This window comes from Bradyrhizobium sp. Bra64 (assembly GCF_024519875.1).
GTDB lineage: Bacteria > Pseudomonadota > Alphaproteobacteria > Rhizobiales > Xanthobacteraceae > Bradyrhizobium > Bradyrhizobium japonicum_G.
Map to the genome: position 1 here is coordinate 263619 of NZ_JALJRD010000006.1, position 18030 is coordinate 281648.

The 18030-nt window shown below is 65.8% G+C and carries 16 protein-coding genes; 6 read left to right on the forward strand and 10 right to left on the reverse strand.

Annotation, left to right across the window (positions count from 1 at the left end):
* Positions 1-108: 108 nt before the first annotated feature.
* From NR187_RS20150 to NR187_RS20160, 3 genes are read left to right on the forward strand one after another with little or no spacing between them, the layout of a single operon-like run.
* The gene (locus NR187_RS20150; RefSeq protein ID WP_256807345.1) at positions 109-771 is read left to right on the forward strand and encodes a chloramphenicol acetyltransferase; all 663 of its coding nucleotides are present in this window, start codon (positions 109-111) and stop codon (positions 769-771) included.
* On the forward strand, positions 768-1961 hold the full coding sequence (locus NR187_RS20155) for an alpha-D-ribose 1-methylphosphonate 5-triphosphate diphosphatase (protein WP_256807346.1): 1194 nt from the start codon (positions 768-770) through the stop codon (positions 1959-1961). The genes NR187_RS20150 and NR187_RS20155 overlap by 4 nt, the downstream gene beginning before the upstream one ends.
* 18 nt (positions 1962-1979) lie before the next feature.
* The gene (locus tag NR187_RS20160; protein ID WP_256807347.1) at positions 1980-2678 is read left to right on the forward strand and encodes a DUF1045 domain-containing protein; all 699 of its coding nucleotides are present in this window, start codon (positions 1980-1982) and stop codon (positions 2676-2678) included.
* A 3-nt stretch (positions 2679-2681) separates the two neighbouring features.
* On the opposite strand, the gene NR187_RS20165 is transcribed toward NR187_RS20160, so the two are convergent.
* The 7 genes from NR187_RS20165 to NR187_RS20195 all read right to left on the reverse strand — a co-directional run bounded on the left by NR187_RS20165 (position 2682) and on the right by NR187_RS20195 (position 10252).
* Positions 2682-3275, reverse strand: coding sequence for a hypothetical protein (locus NR187_RS20165; protein ID WP_249128846.1), 594 nt, complete (start codon positions 3273-3275; stop codon positions 2682-2684).
* 77 nt (positions 3276-3352) lie between these two features.
* Positions 3353-4753, reverse strand: coding sequence for a selenium-binding family protein (locus NR187_RS20170; RefSeq protein WP_211381086.1), 1401 nt, complete (start codon positions 4751-4753; stop codon positions 3353-3355).
* A 281-nt stretch (positions 4754-5034) separates the two neighbouring features.
* The gene (locus tag NR187_RS20175) at positions 5035-5976 is read right to left on the reverse strand and encodes a dihydrodipicolinate synthase family protein (protein ID WP_256807348.1); all 942 of its coding nucleotides are present in this window, start codon (positions 5974-5976) and stop codon (positions 5035-5037) included.
* A 126-nt stretch (positions 5977-6102) separates the two neighbouring features.
* A complete protein-coding gene (locus NR187_RS20180) occupies positions 6103-8184 on the reverse strand; it encodes a methyl-accepting chemotaxis protein (RefSeq protein ID WP_256807349.1) in 2082 nt (693 codons plus the stop codon).
* 121 nt (positions 8185-8305) lie between these two features.
* Complete coding sequence (locus NR187_RS20185) at positions 8306-9085, reverse strand: enoyl-CoA hydratase (protein WP_256807350.1); 780 nt, start codon at positions 9083-9085, stop codon at positions 8306-8308.
* Positions 9082-9531, reverse strand: coding sequence for a MarR family winged helix-turn-helix transcriptional regulator (locus tag NR187_RS20190; RefSeq protein ID WP_211381082.1), 450 nt, complete (start codon positions 9529-9531; stop codon positions 9082-9084). Before NR187_RS20190 ends, NR187_RS20185 begins: the two co-directional genes overlap by 4 nt.
* A gap of 31 nt (positions 9532-9562) precedes the next feature.
* On the reverse strand, positions 9563-10252 hold the full coding sequence (locus tag NR187_RS20195; protein WP_211381081.1) for a TetR/AcrR family transcriptional regulator: 690 nt from the start codon (positions 10250-10252) through the stop codon (positions 9563-9565).
* 91 nt (positions 10253-10343) lie between these two features.
* Between NR187_RS20195 and NR187_RS20200 the strand changes: the two genes are divergently transcribed.
* From NR187_RS20200 to NR187_RS20210, 3 genes are read left to right on the forward strand one after another with little or no spacing between them, the layout of a single operon-like run.
* Positions 10344-11591: an HlyD family secretion protein gene (locus NR187_RS20200; protein WP_256807351.1), complete on the forward strand. Its 1248-nt coding sequence runs from the start codon at positions 10344-10346 to the stop codon at positions 11589-11591.
* Positions 11539-13152: an MDR family MFS transporter gene (locus tag NR187_RS20205; RefSeq protein ID WP_256807352.1), complete on the forward strand. Its 1614-nt coding sequence runs from the start codon at positions 11539-11541 to the stop codon at positions 13150-13152. Before NR187_RS20200 ends, NR187_RS20205 begins: the two co-directional genes overlap by 53 nt.
* A 15-nt stretch (positions 13153-13167) precedes the next feature.
* Positions 13168-13620: an AAA family ATPase gene (locus tag NR187_RS20210; protein ID WP_372703205.1), complete on the forward strand. Its 453-nt coding sequence runs from the start codon at positions 13168-13170 to the stop codon at positions 13618-13620.
* Positions 13621-13654: 34 nt separating this feature from the next.
* Here NR187_RS20210 and NR187_RS20215 read toward each other — a convergent pair whose 3' ends face one another.
* The 3 genes from NR187_RS20215 to NR187_RS20225 form a co-directional block, all read right to left on the reverse strand.
* On the reverse strand, positions 13655-15316 hold the full coding sequence (locus tag NR187_RS20215; protein WP_256807353.1) for a tannase/feruloyl esterase family alpha/beta hydrolase: 1662 nt from the start codon (positions 15314-15316) through the stop codon (positions 13655-13657).
* Between the two features lie 83 nt (positions 15317-15399).
* Complete coding sequence (gene serA, locus NR187_RS20220; protein WP_211381077.1) at positions 15400-16644, reverse strand: phosphoglycerate dehydrogenase; 1245 nt, start codon at positions 16642-16644, stop codon at positions 15400-15402.
* A 97-nt stretch (positions 16645-16741) separates the two neighbouring features.
* Positions 16742-17974 carry a rhodanese-like domain-containing protein gene (locus NR187_RS20225; protein WP_256807354.1) on the reverse strand — a complete coding sequence of 411 codons (1233 nt, stop codon included), beginning with the start codon at positions 17972-17974 and terminating at the stop codon, positions 16742-16744.
* Positions 17975-18030 lie beyond the last annotated feature (56 nt).

The window sequence follows — 18030 nt, forward strand, 5'->3', positions numbered from 1 at the left end:
CGCTGCGGTGCGACGATCATGCACACCTTCCCCTGTCATCACATCGTCATGACGTTGTCATCAAGCCGCTCGAAGAGGTACGCCCGCCCTCGATCTTATGGATGCCGCATGGCCGGTAAAGCGCTCTCGGTCGAACCGACCATCGATTCCACGGCGAAGCTCCATGAGACCAGGCTCGGCACCTATACCGAAGTCGGCGCGCGCACGATCCTGAATGAAGTCACGATGGGCAACTACTCCTATGTTGTGAACGACGCGCAGATCACCTACGCCACCATCGGAAAATTCTGCTCGATCGCGGCGATGACGCGCATCAACCCCGGCAATCATCCGATGCATCGCGCGACCCAGGCGCATTTCACCTATCGCTCCAGCGCCTACTTCCCCGGCGAGAGTGACGACACCGAGTTCTTCGGCTGGCGGCGGCAGCACCACGTCCATATCGGCCATGACGTCTGGATCGGCCACGGCGCCATCGTGCTGCCGGGCCGCAACATCGGCACCGGCGCGGTGATCGCCGCCGGCGCCATCGTCACCAAGGACGTGCCGGCCTACGCCATCGTCGCCGGCAATCCGGCCCGCATCATGCGGCGTCGATTTTCGGAAGAGGTCGCAGGGCGGCTTGCCAGGCTCTCCTGGTGGGATTTGGATCACGACAAATTGCGTGAAGCACTGCCCGATTTCCGCAAGCTCGGGATTGAAGATTTTCTTTCGACATACGAAGCACGGGCAAGCTCCTCCCGCAGCAGCAAGCGAAGCGCGGTCGCGTGACAGACATCTTTCTCGAAGGCGGCCGCGCCCTGATCGGCTCCGAACTCGTCGAGACTTCGATTCTCGTGTCCGGAACGGACATTGCGCAGGTCGATGCCTCGCGCGACCGTGCACGGCTGGCGCTCGATGCGGGCAACCTGCTGGTGCTGCCGGGCATCGTCGATCTGCATGGCGATGCCTTCGAGCGCCAGATGATGCCGCGCGCCGGCGTCGACTTCCCGATCGACGTGGCGCTCGCCGACAGCGACCGCCAGGCGATCAGCAACGGCATCACCACGGTGTTTCACGCCACGACCTGTTCGTGGGAGCCGGGCCTGCGCAGCGCCGGAAATGCGCGTGGCTTGATGGAGGCGATCGAGCGGCAGCGCCCGCAGTTCGCTGCCGACACCCGCTTCCACCTGCGGCACGAGACCTACAATCTCGAGGCCGAAGCCGAGATCAGCCAGTGGCTCGCCGAGGGCCGCGTCGACCTGTTCGCCTTCAACGACCACATGGACGGGGTCGTTGCCGACATCTCCAACCCGCGCAAGCGCAACCGCATGGTGGAGCGCACGGGATTGTCGAGCGAGGATTTCGACACCCTGGTCGCGCACATCGTTTCGCGCGCCGCCGACGTTCCCGCTTCGATCACCCGGCTCGCCGCCGCGGCCCGGGCAGCGGAGGTGCGCATGCTCTCGCACGACGATGCGACGCCGGCGATGCGGCAGGAATTTCGCGCCATGGGGGTGGGTATCGCGGAGTTTCCGATCAACGAGGAGACGGCGCGGGAGGCCGCAAGCCACGGCGACGCCATCGTCTACGGGGCGCCGAACGTCGTGCGCGGCGGCAGCCACACCGGCTGGACCAAGGCATCCGACATGATCGGCAAGGGCCTCTGCTCGGTGCTGGCGTCGGACTATTACTATCCCGCGCAGCTGCTCGCCGCGTTCCGTCTAGCCGCCGACGGCGTGCTGCCGCTGACGCAAGCCTGGGACCTGGTTTCCGCCGCGCCCGCGCGCGCGATCGGCCTTGCCGATCGCGGTGTGCTCGCGGAAGGACGGCGCGCGGACATTCTGCTGGTCGACGACAGCGTGCTGCTGCGGCCGCGTCTGATCGCGGTGATATCAGGCGGCAAGCTCGTCCATCTTACCGATGCGACGCGGCTGCTCGCAGCAGTGGCAACGCCGCGCGAGGCTGTCGTCGCGGCCTAAATTCGTTATGCTGAGGCAATGACAGGTTTTCCCCGCTACGCGATCTATTTTGCCGCAGACGCCGACAGCGCCCTCTCCCGCTTCGGCGCCGAGCTGCTCGGTTATGACGCCACCACCGGCGACGAGCTGCCTTTTCCCGCCGACGCATCGCATCTCGCGCCGGACTGGCGCGACATCACCGCCGATCCGCGCAAATACGGCTTTCACGGCACGCTGAAGGCGCCGATGGCGCTCGCGCCCGACAAGAGCGAGGCCGATCTCATGGCGGCCTGTGCCGCGTTCGCAGGCAAGGCGCGGCCTATTCCCGTGATCCGCCCGGTCGTCGATTCCATCAGCGGCTTCATCGCCGTCATCCCGGCCGTTCCGGTCGACGCGCTTCAAGAGCTCGCCGCAGACTGCGTTCGCGATTTCGATTCCTTCCGCGTCGCTCTCACCAGTGAGGACCGCGCGCGGCGCAAGCCCGAGAAGCTCAGCGAACGGCAGCGCGACAATCTCGATCGCTGGGGCTACCCTTACGTGATGGAGGAATTCCGCTTCCACATGACGCTGACGGGGCGGCTGGACGCGGAGCGGCGCGGGCCGATTCTGGACATGCTGCGGGCGAGGTTTGCGACGCTCGGTCTCGACACGCTGGCGATCGATCGCATCGCACTGTTCAGGCAGGACGATGCCAAGGCGAGGTTTCGCATCATCGGCGAGTGGGCTTTGACGCGATAGGCGTCAGTGCCAGCTCGCGAGATTGAAGACGAGCGCCACAACGCCAACCAGAACGAGGCTGGTCGCCCAGATGACATCCAGATTGAACCAGCTTCGCGAGACGAACCTTAATCCCAGATGACGATAGACCAGCCACGCCAGACATCCGCCGGCGCTGACCATGGCGGCCACGTGCACCAAAGACACCAGCACCGCCATCCCGAGACTTGCCTTCATCAGCGCGCCGGCAGCCTCATGGCCGGCATCAAGTTCGAAGGCCTGGCACAGCCCGAGATAGATCGGCACGAGCATCAAGGCGGCGCCGTGAGCAATGGCAACGGCAAATGACCAGAGCGCCAATTGCGTTGGCGGAATTCGTGCCAGCGTGCGCGGATGGCGCCGCTCGACCAGCCGATAGACGCCGAAGCCGATGACGAGAAGGCTCGCGCCGAGCTGGATCGAATGCTGCCACTTGGCCAGCACGAGCAGGAACGCGAATGGCAGCAGCACGAGAAGTGTTGCCAGGAGATGTCCGGCCGCCAGAGCCCACAACGCACGAAAGAGCGCGCGCGGGCTCCTGTCCATGAGCCCGGCCGAAACGGCGAGCGGCCAGCCCATTCCCGGATTGACCCCGTGATAGAGGCCGCTCGCAACGAGGGCGAGCCACAGCCAGCCGAGGCTCGCGTGTGCCCAATCTAGGCCGACGGGTAGCAAAAGGAGTCCGTCGAACAATCGCCGCCTTCCAGCCTGATCTGGTGCGCACGATATCCGTCGGGGAAGCTCACGAAGTAGTTCTTGTCGAGCTCGAGGCCGCCATTGCGACCGACATTGGCCATGACCTCCACACCCGGAACGCCGTCGGGATAGAACTGGTCATCCCAGGTGGAATAGAGCGAATTGGTCCAGTACACGCGCCTGCCGTCGCGGCTAATCTCCACCATCTGCGGACCGGCCGCAAATGCCTTGCCGTTCGGATGGGGGGTGCGGCGCGCGATGCCGCCGATGTGAACCGAGCCCGCAAGCTTCGGCTTTCGCGGATCACTCACGTCGTACTGGCGCATTTCACCCGTGCCCCAGCACGAGACATAGAGAAACCGGTCATCCATCGACAGGTCGATATCGGTCACCAGCGGTGGCACGGCACCAAAGCCCTGGAGCAGCGGCGGGAGCTTCTCCTTTGGCGCGGGCTCGGGCGGGATCGTCGCTGTCTTCTCCGCATGGAAACTTCCGCCTTCGCGCCACCAGGTCCAGATCGATGCTTCGAGATTCGTGGTGTCGACCACAACGCCTACGAAGCCGTATTCGCGAACCGGATCGTGCGCCGGCCGTACTTCCAGCGCCATCTGATGATTGGCGCCAAGGTCGATGGTCTGCACGTTGCGACGGGCGCGGAGATCCCAGAAGTGGAGACGATGGCCATACTTGTTCGCCAGCAGGTCTTCCGGGACGATCCCGTTCTCAAACTGCGGCGGCAACGCCCATTCGCTCGTCACCATGTAGTCGCGCGGCAGGTTCCACCAGAAATCATAGTGCAGCGTCTGTGGACCGCGGTCGATCTCCCATCGTCCAAGGATCTCGAACGTCTCGCAATCCATGATGAAGACGCCTGGAGGCCCGTTGGTGCCGTCCTTGCCGCCGCCGCCCAGCGTGCTCACATAGATGCCGTCCGGCCCGCAATGGATGGTATGCGGCCGCGAATAGCCGGTCTTTTTGAAGACTTCTTCGGGCTCGATGATCTTGTGGATTTTGGCTTTGGTCGGATCGGGCTTGGTATCGATGATGTAGATCCGGGACGAGCGTATCCCGGGGATGATGAGATAGCGTCGCTCGATGAAGGCATGTCCGGCGAGCGGCGACAAGGCGGACGAGCAGGCATTCCAGCCAAAGTGATGAAACTCATCGCCCTTGTTGGGCATCGTCACCGTGTGGACGATTTGGCTGTAGGTCTGCGATCCCGGCTTGACGTCGATGACCGCGAGAGCATCGGGTTTTGAGAAGTCCGGACTGAGCAGCAACGTGTAGGCAAAGTTCTCCGCAGGCGCTTCCATCGCCAGCTTGGGCGATGCGTGAAAGGTGGGATCCGGCCTCATCGTCATGGCACTGCCTCCCTGTTTCGTCGGCTTGCTCCAACCTGGCCCGGAATAGCGGCATATTGGAGAGCCGCTAGGCGGCGTCTTGAGAAGCTCCGCGGACCTGGTTGGCGGGCGTATAATACGTCATCGTCGGCCTGCGGGAAACAGCCCGAACCGCGCTGATTCGACGCTTTCAATCACATGGAAGCCGGTGGGAACAGGCCAAGCGCGCACCTCACACTCGGCTTCGCCCGCGCAAAGGCGGTGTTGCCGAGAGACCTAGCGACAACCGAATGGGTGCAACACTACTTCCCCCACCGCAGCGCCAGCGCATCGCGCTCCTTCGCGAGTTCCAGCAACCCTGCCCGCGTCGCCGGGTGCAGCGGCTGGAGCGGATGGCGCACCGCATCCGACTTGATCACGCCGCCCGCCTGCATCATCGCCTTGCAGGCGATCAGGCCGCATTGGCGGTTTTCGTAGTTGATCAGCGGCAGCCAGCGCTCATAGGCGGCTTTCGCCTCTTCGCGCCTGCCCGCGAAATAGGGATCGATGATCTGCCGGATGCCGTCGGGATAGCCGCCGCCGGTCATGGCGCCGGTGGCGCCGGCATCGAGATCGGCCATGAGCGTGATCGCCTCCTCGCCGTCCCAGGGACCCTCGATGTCCTTGCCGCCAGCCTCGATCAGGCTGCGCAGCTTTGCGGCCGCGCCCGGCACCTCGATCTTGAAATAGCGGATGTTGGAGAAGTCGCGCGCGAGCCAGGCGAGCAGCTCGACCGAGAGCGGCGTGCCCGCCACCGGCGCGTCCTGGATCATGATCGGAATGTTGATCGCGCCCGAGAGCACCTTGAAGAATTCGACCACGCCTTTCTCCGGCACGCGGAAGGTCGCGCCGTGATAAGGCGGCATGACCATCACCATCGCGGCACCGGCGGCCTCGGCCTGCTGGCTGCGCGCGGCGCAGACGGCCGAGCTGAAATGGGTGGTGGTGACGATCACGGGAACCCGGCCTGCGACATGCTCCAGCACCGCATGCATCACGGTCTCGCGCTCGGCATCGGTGAGCACGAACTGCTCGGAGAAATTGGCGAGGATGCAGAGACCGTTTGAGCCGGCATCGATCATGAAATCGATGCAGCGGCGCTGGCCCTCGAGGTCGAGCTCGCCGCGCTCGTCGAAGATGGTGGGCGCGACCGGGAACACGCCGCGATAGGGGCGCTGGGCCTTGTGGTGTGGCGTAACCGGCATCGAACTCTCCATCCCTGATCGGCTATTACGTCAGTTGCTGCGCTCGTGCAGCACGACAGATGTACCCGGCGCGCCGATCGGCGGCAATGCCGATCCGCACGTCGTTGGGATGCAGAGATATCGAAATTATGCCGTCTTCACGGCGCCGAGGAAGCCTTCGACCGCGACGCGGAGACGATCGGAATCGGCCGACATCTTCTTCACGGACTCGAACAGCACCGTGCCGGCGTTGCCGGTCTCCTCGTTGAGCCTGGCGACGCTGCCGATGGTGTCGGTGACCTCGCGGGTTCCCTGCGCGGCCTGCTGGAAGTTGCGCGAGATCTCGGTGGTGGCCGCGCGCTGCTCCTCGACGGCGGCCGCAATCGCCGTCATCTTCTCGTCGATCCCGCCGATGGCGCCGCCGATCGACCGGATGGCAGCGACGGCCTGGCCCGTGGCGCCCTGAATCTCCTCGACCTGGCGCGAGATCTCTTCCGTGGCCGTTGCGGTCTGGGCGGCGAGGTTCTTGACCTCGCCGGCAACCACGGCAAAGCCGCGGCCCGCTTCGCCGGCCCGCGCGGCTTCGATGGTCGCGTTCAGCGCCAGGAGATTGGTCTGACCGGCGATGGCGTTGATCATCTTCACGACCTCACCGATGCGGCTTGCCGTCTGGTCGAGGATCTCGACCGTCGCGTTGGTCTGCTCGGCCTGCGCCACGGCCTCGCGCGCCTCACGCGCGCTGGCCTGCACCTGGGCGGAAATCTCGCCGACGGATGCGGAGAGTTCCTCGGTCGCGGCCGCGATGGTCTCGAGATTGTTCGTGGCCTGCTCGGCGGAGGAGGAGACCGCCGCGGTCTGGCTGCTCGATTCCGAGACCAGCGAGCGCACGTCGGTCGCGGTCGCATCGAGTTCCCTGGCCGACGCAGCGACGCTCTGGATGACGGCCTGCACGGTGTCGTCGAAGCTGCGACACGCTGCATCGACTGTGCCGGAGCGGGCGAGCTGGAGCGCCTGCTGCGATTCGCGTTCCTGGCCCAGCCGTTCCGCGGTCGCCGCACTCTCGCGCAGGCTTTCGAGCGCGGCCGCCATGGTGCCGAACTCGTCGGGATATCTGGATTGCGGAACGGGCGTTGCGTAGTCGCGGGCGCTGATCTTGGCGATGGCGTCGAGGATGGCGCGCACCGGGCGCATGAGGCGATTGCGCACCACGAACACGCCGGCCAGGGTAACGGCCAATGCGAGCAGGAACGCGAGCGACTGCACGACGAGATTGGAGAGCGCCTTGGCCTGAACGGTCTCGGCGCGCGCGATCGACTGATCCAGCGCTTTGTTCGCGACCCCGACGATGAGCGGGAATGGCGACTGGCACAGCGTGTTCCACTCCGAGGCGGGAAGCGCGGGCTTGCCGCTGCCGTCGAAATTCTTGGTGATCTCGCCGATCTGCTTCATGACACCATCGGTCTTGGCCTTGGCGTCCGTCGCTGCGGTGACGAGCTCCGCCGCCACGTCGGGCGCAGCCAGCAATTCGGCCATGCCCGCCCAGCCGGAGGCGATGGTGCCGTCCCATTGCGCCAGCGACCGTTTCTGGTTGTCGTCGAGCGGCTTGCTGCTGTTGACGTTCGAGCGAAGGGACGAACAATGGATTCCATAACGGTCGCGCACCTGCCAGGCAAAGCGCCGGACCTGGATCATGCGGGCGATGAAGGGGTCGTTCATCCAGGCACGGTTCGACACCGCGGTGGAGGCGAGGTTGGCCGTGTCGATCACCTTGGTGACGGCATCGTACCAGGAGTTGGTCCGCTCGATCTTGCGTTCGGCGCGCGGACGCTTGGCTTCGTCGTAGAACAGCTGGAATTGCGGAGCGGCTTCGCCCCAACGCTGCTTCAGCGTGCCGGCGAGCTCGTCACGGCGGGCGAACTCGATCGTTGCGAGCGCAGCGCCAATGGCGTCATAGCCGCCCTGCTCGGCCTTCTCCGCTGCTTCGAGTTTGGTGCGCGGATCGTCGTCGCCGAGGATTGCGCTCTGGGCATCGCCGCGATTGTTTCGCAGCGACAGAACGCCGTGGAAGATCGCCTTGTCGGCGGCGGCGAGCCGCGCGGTTTCGAGACTGTCGCTGTAGCGGCCGAACGCCCCGACCATCTGGAGCGCCGTAGAGATCAGCGCACCGGCGGCGAGCAGGGCCATCAAGGTCAGGAGGAGCGAACTTACCGATTTCTTAAACATTGTCATGAGCCGGGGGCCTACTTTTTCGAGCGCCACCTTGCCCCGGGACATGCCAATGTTTCGTTAAGCTTTTAATCGAATTGCCGTGAATTTCAGCCCTGACAGACCCTCCACGCAGCGCCCGATGTCACGCGAGTTTGGTGAAATCCGGCGGGCGCCGCTCGGCGAAAGCGGTGAAGGCCTCGCGCGCCTCGGCGGTGCGCAGACGCTGTCCGAACTGCTCGCCCTCGGCGTTCATCTGCGCGACGAGCGCCTCGCCGTTGCGCATCAGCTTCTTTGTGGCGATGAGCGCGCCGGCCGGCTGACGGGCTAGGCGCTGCGCCAGCGCGAGCGCCTCGGCGTCGAGCTGGCCCAGCGGCACCACGCGGTTGGCGAGCCCCCATTCCAGCGCGGATCTGGCCGGCACCGTCTCGCCGAGCGCGAACATCTCGTAGGCGCGCGCGTAGCCGATGCGCGCCGGCATCAGCAGGCTGGAAGCGGCCTCCGGCACCAGCGCCAGGCTGACGAAGGGCGTCGACAATTGCGCATTGTCGGCGAGCACGACGAGATCGCAATGCAGGAGCATCGTGGTGCCGACGCCGACGGCGCGGCCTTGCACGGCGGCGACCATCGGCCGGGTGCAGCGCGCCAGCGACTGGATGAAGCGCACGACGTTGCGGCTACCTTCGGACTTGCCCGCGGCGACGGCGGCGAATTCTCCGACGTCGTTGCCGGCGGTGAACATGTCGCCCTCGCCGCGGATCAGGATCACGCGGGTCGCCGGGTCGGACTCGGCGGACTCGGCGGACTCGATGGTGTCGGCGAGCTTGCCGTACATCGCATCGGTCAGCGCGTTCTTCTTGTCGGGACGCGCCAGCGTGAGCGTGAGGATTCCACCGTTGTTCTCGATCCGGACCTGGTCAGTCATTCGTTTGCTCCTCTTGGGAATTTATCCTGGATGCTCGTCAGCCAGCGCGCGACGATGTCGATCTCCGCGCTGGTAAATCCTTCCGTCAACGCCGCATTGACTTCGGCAGCGCCGGCTTTCGCCTGCGCCAGAGCCGTGCGGCCTTTCGGCGTCAGCCAGATGCGCCAGGCGCGTCCGTCCTCGTGGTCCGCGCGCCGCTCGACCAGTCTGGCGGCCGCCGTGCGATCGACGAGGCCGGAAATCCCGGCCGGCCCCAGATCGAGCGCCGCGCCCGCCTCGCCCATCAGGACGCCGTCCTGCTTGCCGAGGATGAACAACAGCCCCGCCTGCGCGGGTGTCACATCAGTCTCGGGCTGCGCCGCCATCCAGCGCTGCAAGCGCCGCTGCGCAACGCTCAACAGGTAGATCAGCCGATGATGCTTCGCGCCGGCCTCATTATTTCGCATGCGAAATACATAGCCCAGGCGGATCGGATTGTCAAAAGCGCATTGCTAGGCCCCGCGCGGCGCGACAGCCATCCAGGAACAGCGCCGCGCAGCGTCGCACGCGCCGCTCGATCTGCTGGCGCGACGGCAGAGGCATGCTGCCGTAAATCGCAGCGCGCTGCGGCGCCGATGCGACCATGCCGATCAGCATGCCGGCCACCTCCTCCGCATCGTCGATGGCGATACGCTTGCGCTTGACCTGGACGCGCAGCCAGCCGGCCAGCGCCCTGACGGTGCGGGAAATGCCGTTTTTGTAGAAATTCAGGGCAAGCTCGGGGAATGCGGCGGATTCCTGCAGCACCATGCGCTGCAACGCCACGACCTCCGGATCGAGCGCGAGATCGGCGCAGGCGAGCAACGCGGCGCGCAAGCCGGTTTCGATATCGACCTCGTCGCTGGCCTGCAGATCGACGGCGGAGAGCAGCCGCTCGAGCCGGTCGGCGCACATCGCCTCGAACAGCGCGGCCTTGCTGGGAAACAGACGATACAGCGTCCTGGTCGAGATGCCGGCGTGGCGCGCCAGTTCCTCGGTGCTGGTCGCCGCATAGCCTTCAACGGCGAACGCGTGCCGCGCGGCCTCGAGGACGATCCGCTTCGTCTCCTCGTCGCAGCGCACCGGCGGCCGTCCGCGCGGGCGGCTTTCGCCCGAAGATCTTGCGCTTTCCGATTTTGCCTGAGCCATGTCTTTAAATGATGCCTGTCATTCCATTGACAATTCCGAAGCTAGTCTCATTTTGGAAATTATCAAGTTTCCTAATTCCGGGGAGCCGGCCATGACCGTCCACACCACCCCCTCTGCTGCCGCCCAAACCGCCATTCCCGCGACCGCGCCGGAAGGCGTCCTGCCCGCCGCGCCGAGTGTCGTCCGCCGGCAAACGCCCAACATTCGCAAACTGTTGCTGATGGGTGCGGCGATCGTCGCGGTGACCGGCGCGAGCTGGTACGGCTACGACTACTGGACCGTCGGTCAGTGCCTCGTCTCCACCGATGACGCCTATGTGAAGGCCGACAACACCACCATCGCGCCGAAGGTCAGCGGCTATCTCGACCGTGTCCTGGTCGGCGATAACGAGCATGTGAAAGCCGGCCAGGTGCTGGCCAGAATCGACGACCGCGACTTCCGGGTCGCACTCGACCAGGCCAAGGCCGACGTCGCCGCCGCGAACGCGACGGTGACGAGCAAGGAAGCGCAGCTCGACGTTCAGGAAGCCGTGATCGCAGCGGCGAGAGCGACCATCGATGTCGACAATGCCGCGAAGCTTTTCGCCAGGCAGGAGAACAAGCGCTACACCGATCTTGCCGCAACGGGCTTTGGCAGCGTGCAGAACGCGCAGCAGGCGCAGGCGCGCGATGCCGGCGCCGACGCGGCGATCCAGCGCGATATCGCCAATCTCACCTCCGCACTCAAGCAGGTCGACCTCCTGAAAGCCGAGATCCTGCAGGCCAGGGCCGCGGCCGCCCGCGCAGCCGCGCTCCAGCGTCAGGCCGAGCTCAATCTCGGCTACACCACGATCGTCTCCCCGATCGACGGCGTGGTCGGCAACCGCTCCTTGCGCGTCGGCCAGTTCGTGCAGGCGGGCACGCAGTTGATGGCGATCGTGCCGGCCGAAGGCGCCTACGTCGTCGCCAATTTCAAGGAGACGCAGCTCACGCATGTGCAGCCGGGCCAGAGCGTCGATATCGAAGTCGACACGTTCCCGGGCCAGGTCATGCACGGCCACGTCGATTCGATCGCGCCGGCCAGCGGCCAGGAATTCGCGCTGCTGCCGCCGGACAACGCGACCGGCAATTTCACCAAGGTCGTGCAGCGCATCCCGGTCAGGATCGCGCTCGATGCCGGGCGTGGACCCGCAATTGCGCTCCGTCCCGGCATGTCGGTGATACCGACCATTGCAACACGTTCGGCCGCGCCGACCGCAAATGCGGCAAAGACGCCCAAAGCCAAGCTCGTTTCTGGAGGGTCGTGCCATGTCAAACAGCCTCTCAATTTCGACGCAAGCCACACCGGCCGCGACGCCTGATCGCACGGCGAGCGACCCCAACCGCGCGAGCGCCGCGACCTGGATCGCCGTGCTCGCCGCCATGATCGGCTCGTTCATGGCGATCCTGAACATCCAGATCACCAACGCCTCGCTGCTCAACATCGAAGGCGGCATCGGCACCGGCGCCGAGAACGGCTCATGGATCTCGACGTCGTATCTGATCGGCGAGATCATCGTGATCCCGCTGACCGATTATATGAGCCGCGTGTTCTCGTTCCGCCGCTACATGCTGGCGAGCGCGACGCTGTTCGCCGCCTTCTCCGTCGCCTGCGCCTTCACCCATGATTTGCCGTCGATGATCGCGATGCGCGGCCTGCAGGGCTTTGCCGGCGGCGTGCTGATCCCGATGGCATTCACGCTGGTGCTGACCAAGCTGCCCAAGCCGCAACAGCCGGTCGGCCTCGCGATCTTCGCGCTGTCAGTCACCTTTGCTCCCGCGATCGGCCCGACCATCGGCGGTTATCTCACCGAGAACTACGGCTGGCGCACCATCTTCTTCGTCAACGTGATCCCGACGGCGGTGATGGTGGCCGCGCTCTATCTGACGCTGGAGCGGCAGAAGATGCAGCTTGGCCTGCTGAAAGAAGGTGACTGGGCCGGCATCGTCACCATGGCGATCGGACTGTCGGCGCTGCAGGCCGTGCTCGAAGAGGGCAACAAGGACGACTGGTTCTCCTCGCCCTTCATCGTCAAGCTGGCTGTGATCGCAGCCGTCAGCCTGACCCTGTTCGTCGCGATCGAGCTCACGATCGAGAAGCCGCTGATCCGGCTGCGCCTGCTCACGCAACGCAATTTCGGCTTCGGCACCGTCGCGATGACCATGGTCGGATTCGCGCTGTTCGGCTCGGTCTACATCCTGCCTGCCTATCTCGGCCAGGCCCAGGGCTACAATGCCGAGCAGATCGGCAATGTGCTGGCCTGGACCGGCCTGCCGCAGCTCGTGCTGATTCCGCTGATCCCGAAGCTGATGCAGCGCTTCGACACGCGCTACATCGCCATCACCGGCTTGCTGATCTTCGCCTATAGCTGCTTCATGAACACCGCGATGTCGCCGGACTATGCCGGAGACCAGCTCTGGATCCCGAACATCGTGCGCGCGGTGGGGCAGGCCATGGTGCTGACGCCGCTGACCTCGGTGCTGACGGGCGGCATCGCTCCGCAGGACGCGGCCGCGGCCTCCGGCATCAGCAACATGTTCCGCAACCTCGGCGGCGCGATCGGCACGGCGACGCTCGCGACCATCATCACCAAGCGCGAACAATTCCACTCCAACATCATCGGCCAGTCGGTCACGCTCGGCCGCGAGGAGGTCCGCGCCCGCATCGCACAGATGACGAACTACTTCATGGCCCACGGCGTGCCCGACCCCAACGCCGCACGCGAGCAGGCCATCATCGCGCTCGGCAAGACCGTGAAGCGCCAGGCCCTGGTGATGGGCTATTCGGACGCCTTTGCCGTGATCGGAATCGTGCTCGTGATCGCCGCCATCGCGGTCCTGCTGACGCGGCGCGTGAAGGCGGCGGGCGGACCGGCACATTAGGACCTCACCCATCGATTGAAATTTCGCGGCTGCGAGGAACCGCTGCTCAACCGGCTCCTCAACGAAATGGACGGCTTGAAGCAGGACGCTGACATCTTGTTCGTGCTGACCACCAACCGTCCCCAGCAGCTTGAGAGCGCGCTCGCCGGCCGCCCCGGCCGTATCGATCAGGCCATCGAGGTGCCTCTTCCTGACGAGACCGGCCGCAGCAAGCTGGTCCGACTCTACGGCAAAGGGCTGCCGCTCGATGAGGCCGTCGTCGCCGAGGCCGCCCGGCGTAGCGAGGGCACGAGTTGTGCCTTCATCAAGGAGCTGATGCGGCGCTTGGCGCAGGCCAGCCTCGCGCGTGACGGCGGCAACTCCGTCGTTTCCGCCGAGATCGACGAGGCGCTCGACGACATGCTGTTCTCCGGCGGACGGCTGAATGCGCAACTGCTCGGTGGCGCGCAGGCGATGGCGGCGGGATGACACCCGCCACCATGGCGGTTCGCTCAGATTCGTCTCACGGCGCGCAGGTGAAACTCGACGCCTCCGTCACCGCACCCGACTTGTAGTGCGGCCAGCCCGGCCAGCGGCATAGCGGCATCGCGCGCAACGTCGCAAACGACGGCGCCTCGACCTTCTGCTCGGCAACCTCCAGGTCGCCGGGCGCCTTGCCCTTCTCGACCCAGTCGACCAGCACGCTCAGCATGTCGACATTGGCCGGTGCGCCGGAGCCGACGTGATCGACACCGGGCGCGGTGTAGAGCCGCGCGAACTCCGCCGTCTCCGCCTTGCCCAGCTTGCGCTCGACGCTCTCGAAATAGCGGATGCCGGCATAGGGGCTCTGCGCGTAGTCCGCCATGTGCTCGAGCATGATCAGCCGGCCGCCACGGGCGCGAAAACGGCTGAGATCGGGATCGGTCGAATCCATCAGGCTCGATACCTCGAGCAGCCGCGCCTTGTGGTCCTCGACCTTGTAGGTGGTGACGTCAAGCTTGGGGTCGCGTGCGAACACGTATTGGATGCCGCCGGCGCCGTAGATCCAGGCGATGCCATTCTTGGGCGCGGGCGGCTGCGCGGGCGGCGCGGTGCCGAGCCACCACGCGATCCAGCCGCCGGTTGGGCCGACGGCCGGCGTGTCCTCACCCGAGACGCCCCAGCCCGGATAGTCGTCGAGACCATTGGCAAGTGCGAACGGGAATTTGTAGGTCGCGTGCAGCGTGTTCACCGCGTCGATCTGCGCATCGGTGAGGCACTGGTCGCCACTCTGACCAGGCGCGCAGCGCAGCGCCTCGACCTTGAACGCGGCCTTGCACGCCACGGGATCCTGCACCAGCGCGTCGTCGGAGCCGTCGGCCTTGTCGCAAGCTGTGCGCACAGCATCGCCCACGAGCTTCACCTGCGCCGGATTGATCCAGCCGTCACCCATCGTCACGAGACCCGAGCGCGTGCCGGCATGCTGCAGGCCGACCCAGTTGATGACAGGCACGCGGGCGAAGATGCCGTCGAAATCGTCAGGGTAGCGCTGCGCCATGGTGAGGCCTTCGCGGCCGCCTTCGGACGAGCCCATGAAGTACATTTTCTCCGGCCTCTTGCCGTAGGCGCGCTGCATCAGCCCGACGGCGGCATCGCGCACCTTCTTGTAGGCGCGATGGGCGAAATTCTCGAACGCTTCGTCGTTGAGCGCGAACAGCTGCGGCGGCTCACCCGGCTTTGACTCATGGCCGGAATCGGTCCCGTAGGTGACGAAGCCGCGCGCGAGCGGCGACGGCTTGTCGAACGGATAGGCCGGCGGCAGCGCAAGGCCGGTGATGAGCACGCCGTTGAAGCCGCCGCCGCCATATTGCAGCGAGCGACCGTTCCATTCGACGGGAAGATTGACCTGAAACCTGATCGGCGGCGCCTTGGGGTCGGTGGGATCGATATGGCCGAGCACCTTGCAGAAGCCGGGATTGGCCGGAATGATGCGCCCCGATGGCGTCGGCCCGCGTTCGGCGACGGCGATCTGCGACGGCGCCAGGAAGGTCGCGGAATCAATCGTCACGGCGTCCGCGCTGCCGGCGAGGCCCTTGCAGACCGTGTCCGCATCCTCGGCGAGCGTCGCCGCCGACGCGGCGCCGGCGCCCAGCGCGGCCGCCGTCCCCACAAGCAACGCACAGACCTTCACACGCATCCGCGCCATCATTTCCCCCTGCTTTGTTGTTTTCGTTCGTTCCATCAGGAGGCCTCATTCAAGGCCACCTCCGGCCGGTCGTCAATGCAGTGCTAGTGCTCGAACACCAGCCGCGCGCCGACCGTGCCTTCGAGGCTGCGGATCTGCGCAAGCAGCGCGGCTGAATCCTCGCCGCCGAGGTCGGCGTCGAGCACGACGTAGCCGAGGTCGCCGGCGGTCTCCAGATATTGTGCGACGATGTTGATGTCGCGCTGGAGGAAGACCTCGTTCAGACGGCGCAGCATGCCGGGCACGTTGCGATGGACGTGGCTGAAGCGCGCGCCGGCGGGGCGCAGATGCAGCTGCACCTCCGGGAAATTCACCGCCCCCATGGTCGAGCCGGTGATGAAATAGTCGACGAGCTTGCGCGCGACCTCGCCGCCGATGCGCTCCTGCGCCTCCTCGGTCGAGCCGCCGATATGCGGCGTGAGGATGACGTTCTCGAGCCCCTGCATCGGGCTCTTGAAGCGATCGGAATTCGACGAGGGCTCGACCGGAAACACGTCGATGGCGGCGCCGGCGAGATGGCCGTCGCGCAATGCTGCAGCGAGCGCATCGAGATCGACCACGGTGCCGCGGCTGTTGTTGATCAGGAACGAGCCGGGCTTCATCGTGCGCAGCTCCTTCTCGCCGATCATGCCGGCGGTCTCGGGCGTCTCCGGCACGTGCAGGCTGACCACGTCGCTCTGCGCCAGCAGCTCTTCCAGTTTCTCGACCGGCTCGGTGTTGCCGTGGCGGAGCTTATCGGTGCGATCATAGTAGATCACCCGCATACCGATGGCCTCGGCCAGCGTCGATAGCTGCGAGCCGATATTGCCGTAGCCGACGATGCCGAGCGTGCGGCCGCGCACCTCGCGGCTGCCGGTCGCCGATTTGTCCCAGCCGCCGTCATGAGCCGACACCGAGCGAGGGAAGATGCGCCGCAGCAGCATCACGATCTCGCCGATCACGAGCTCGGCGACGCTGCGCGTGTTGGAGAACGGCGCGTTGAACACCGGAATGCCGCGCTTGCGCGCCGCCATGAGATCGACCTGGTTGGTGCCGACGCTGAAGCAGCCGACTGCGAGAAGCTGGTCGGCCGCCGCGAGCACGTCGTCGGTGATCTGGGTGCGCGAGCGGATGCCGAGCAGCGACACGCCCTTGAGCGCCCGCCGCAGATCCTCGCCGTCCAGTGCCTTGGTCAGCCGCTCGACATTGGCGAAGCCCGCGCTTCTGAACAGGTCCACGGCGCTGTCGTTGACGCCTTCGAGCAGCAGCGCCTTCGCGTTCCGCTCAGGGCTTTGGCCTGGGGCTGGCATAGAATCTCCATGGGTAGACTTTGCCGCAGCTCATAGACCGCAGGGCAGACTCAGCACAATAGGGTTTGGAGATGGGAACAAGATGACCGGACGGTAGTCAGATGACGTAGAATCCATGCGTGCCGTCGCGGCGGAGCTGTTCGACCAAACCGTACTCCCAGTCGAGATAGGCCTGCATCGCGCGCTCGGCGACATCGGTGCCCTCATAGGGGCGGCGGTAGCGGTGGGCCGGGTCGGGCTTCGGCAACACCCGCGGCGGACCGACCTCGAGCGCGCCGTCATAGCCGCCCTCGAGCACGTAAACCTCCCAGCCCATCTGCGCCAGCCAGGATGCCGTCATGTCGGCCCGGACGCCCTTGTCGTCGCTCAGCAGGATACGCGCGCCGCGCACAGGCGCGGCCATGTCGGTCTCCTGGACCAGCTGCCCGCCAGGATAATGGCGGAAGCCGGGGAGATGGCCGGCCGCATATTCTTCCGCGTCGCGCACGTCGAAGCGATAGAGCGTGCGCTCCGTCTGCGCCGCGAGCGCCCCCGCCTCGCCCGCGCCGACATGGCGAACACCGGCGCGATAGGCGACGTCGCGCGCATTGGCCGGACCGCCCTCGAAGGGTCCGATCGCCCCGCGCCGGTCGGCGCCATGGTTGAGCGTATGCCGCGCCAGCGTCCAGCCGATGGTGCCGTTGCGCAGCGCCCGCACCTTGTTGGGCACGCCGGCATTGATCAGCGACTGGGTGCCGATGATCGAGCGGGTGCGGCCGGCGCAATTGACGATGATGGTGGTGTCGGGATCGGGCGCCGCCTGGCCTGCCCGCAACACCAGCTCCGCGCCGGGTACGCTGACCGAGCCCGGAATGTTCATCGTCGCATATTCGTCGAAGCGGCGGACGTCGAGGATGGCGATATTGGCCTTGTCCGCAATCAGTTTTGCCACCTCGTCGGCACTGAACGAGGGGGTGTGCCTGCGCGACTCGACCAGCTCGCCAAAGGCCTTGGAATAGGAATTGACGTCCTCGAACATTTGATAGCCGGCCGCGCGCCAGGCCTTCAGCCCGCCGTCGAGCGCGCTGAGGTTGGTATAACCGAGTGCGGCAAGCCGTTCAGCGCCGGGCGCGACCAGTCTCTCGCCGTCGTCATAGAGCACGATCGGCACATCTTTGCGCGGCAGCCTCACCTCGGCTTCGACCGCGATCCTGTCCGCAGCCATGTTGGCGGCAAACAGCGGATGACCGGTCGCAAAGGCGGCCTCGTATCTGAGATCGAGCAACGCGATCTCCTCGCGGAGCAGCAACGCGCGGCGGATGTCGGCGGGAGTGACGTTGGTGAGCTTCATGGCAAAGACCTTGGCGAGGACAGGCCACGGGTTTTGAACGATCGTCGCGCGCTTGG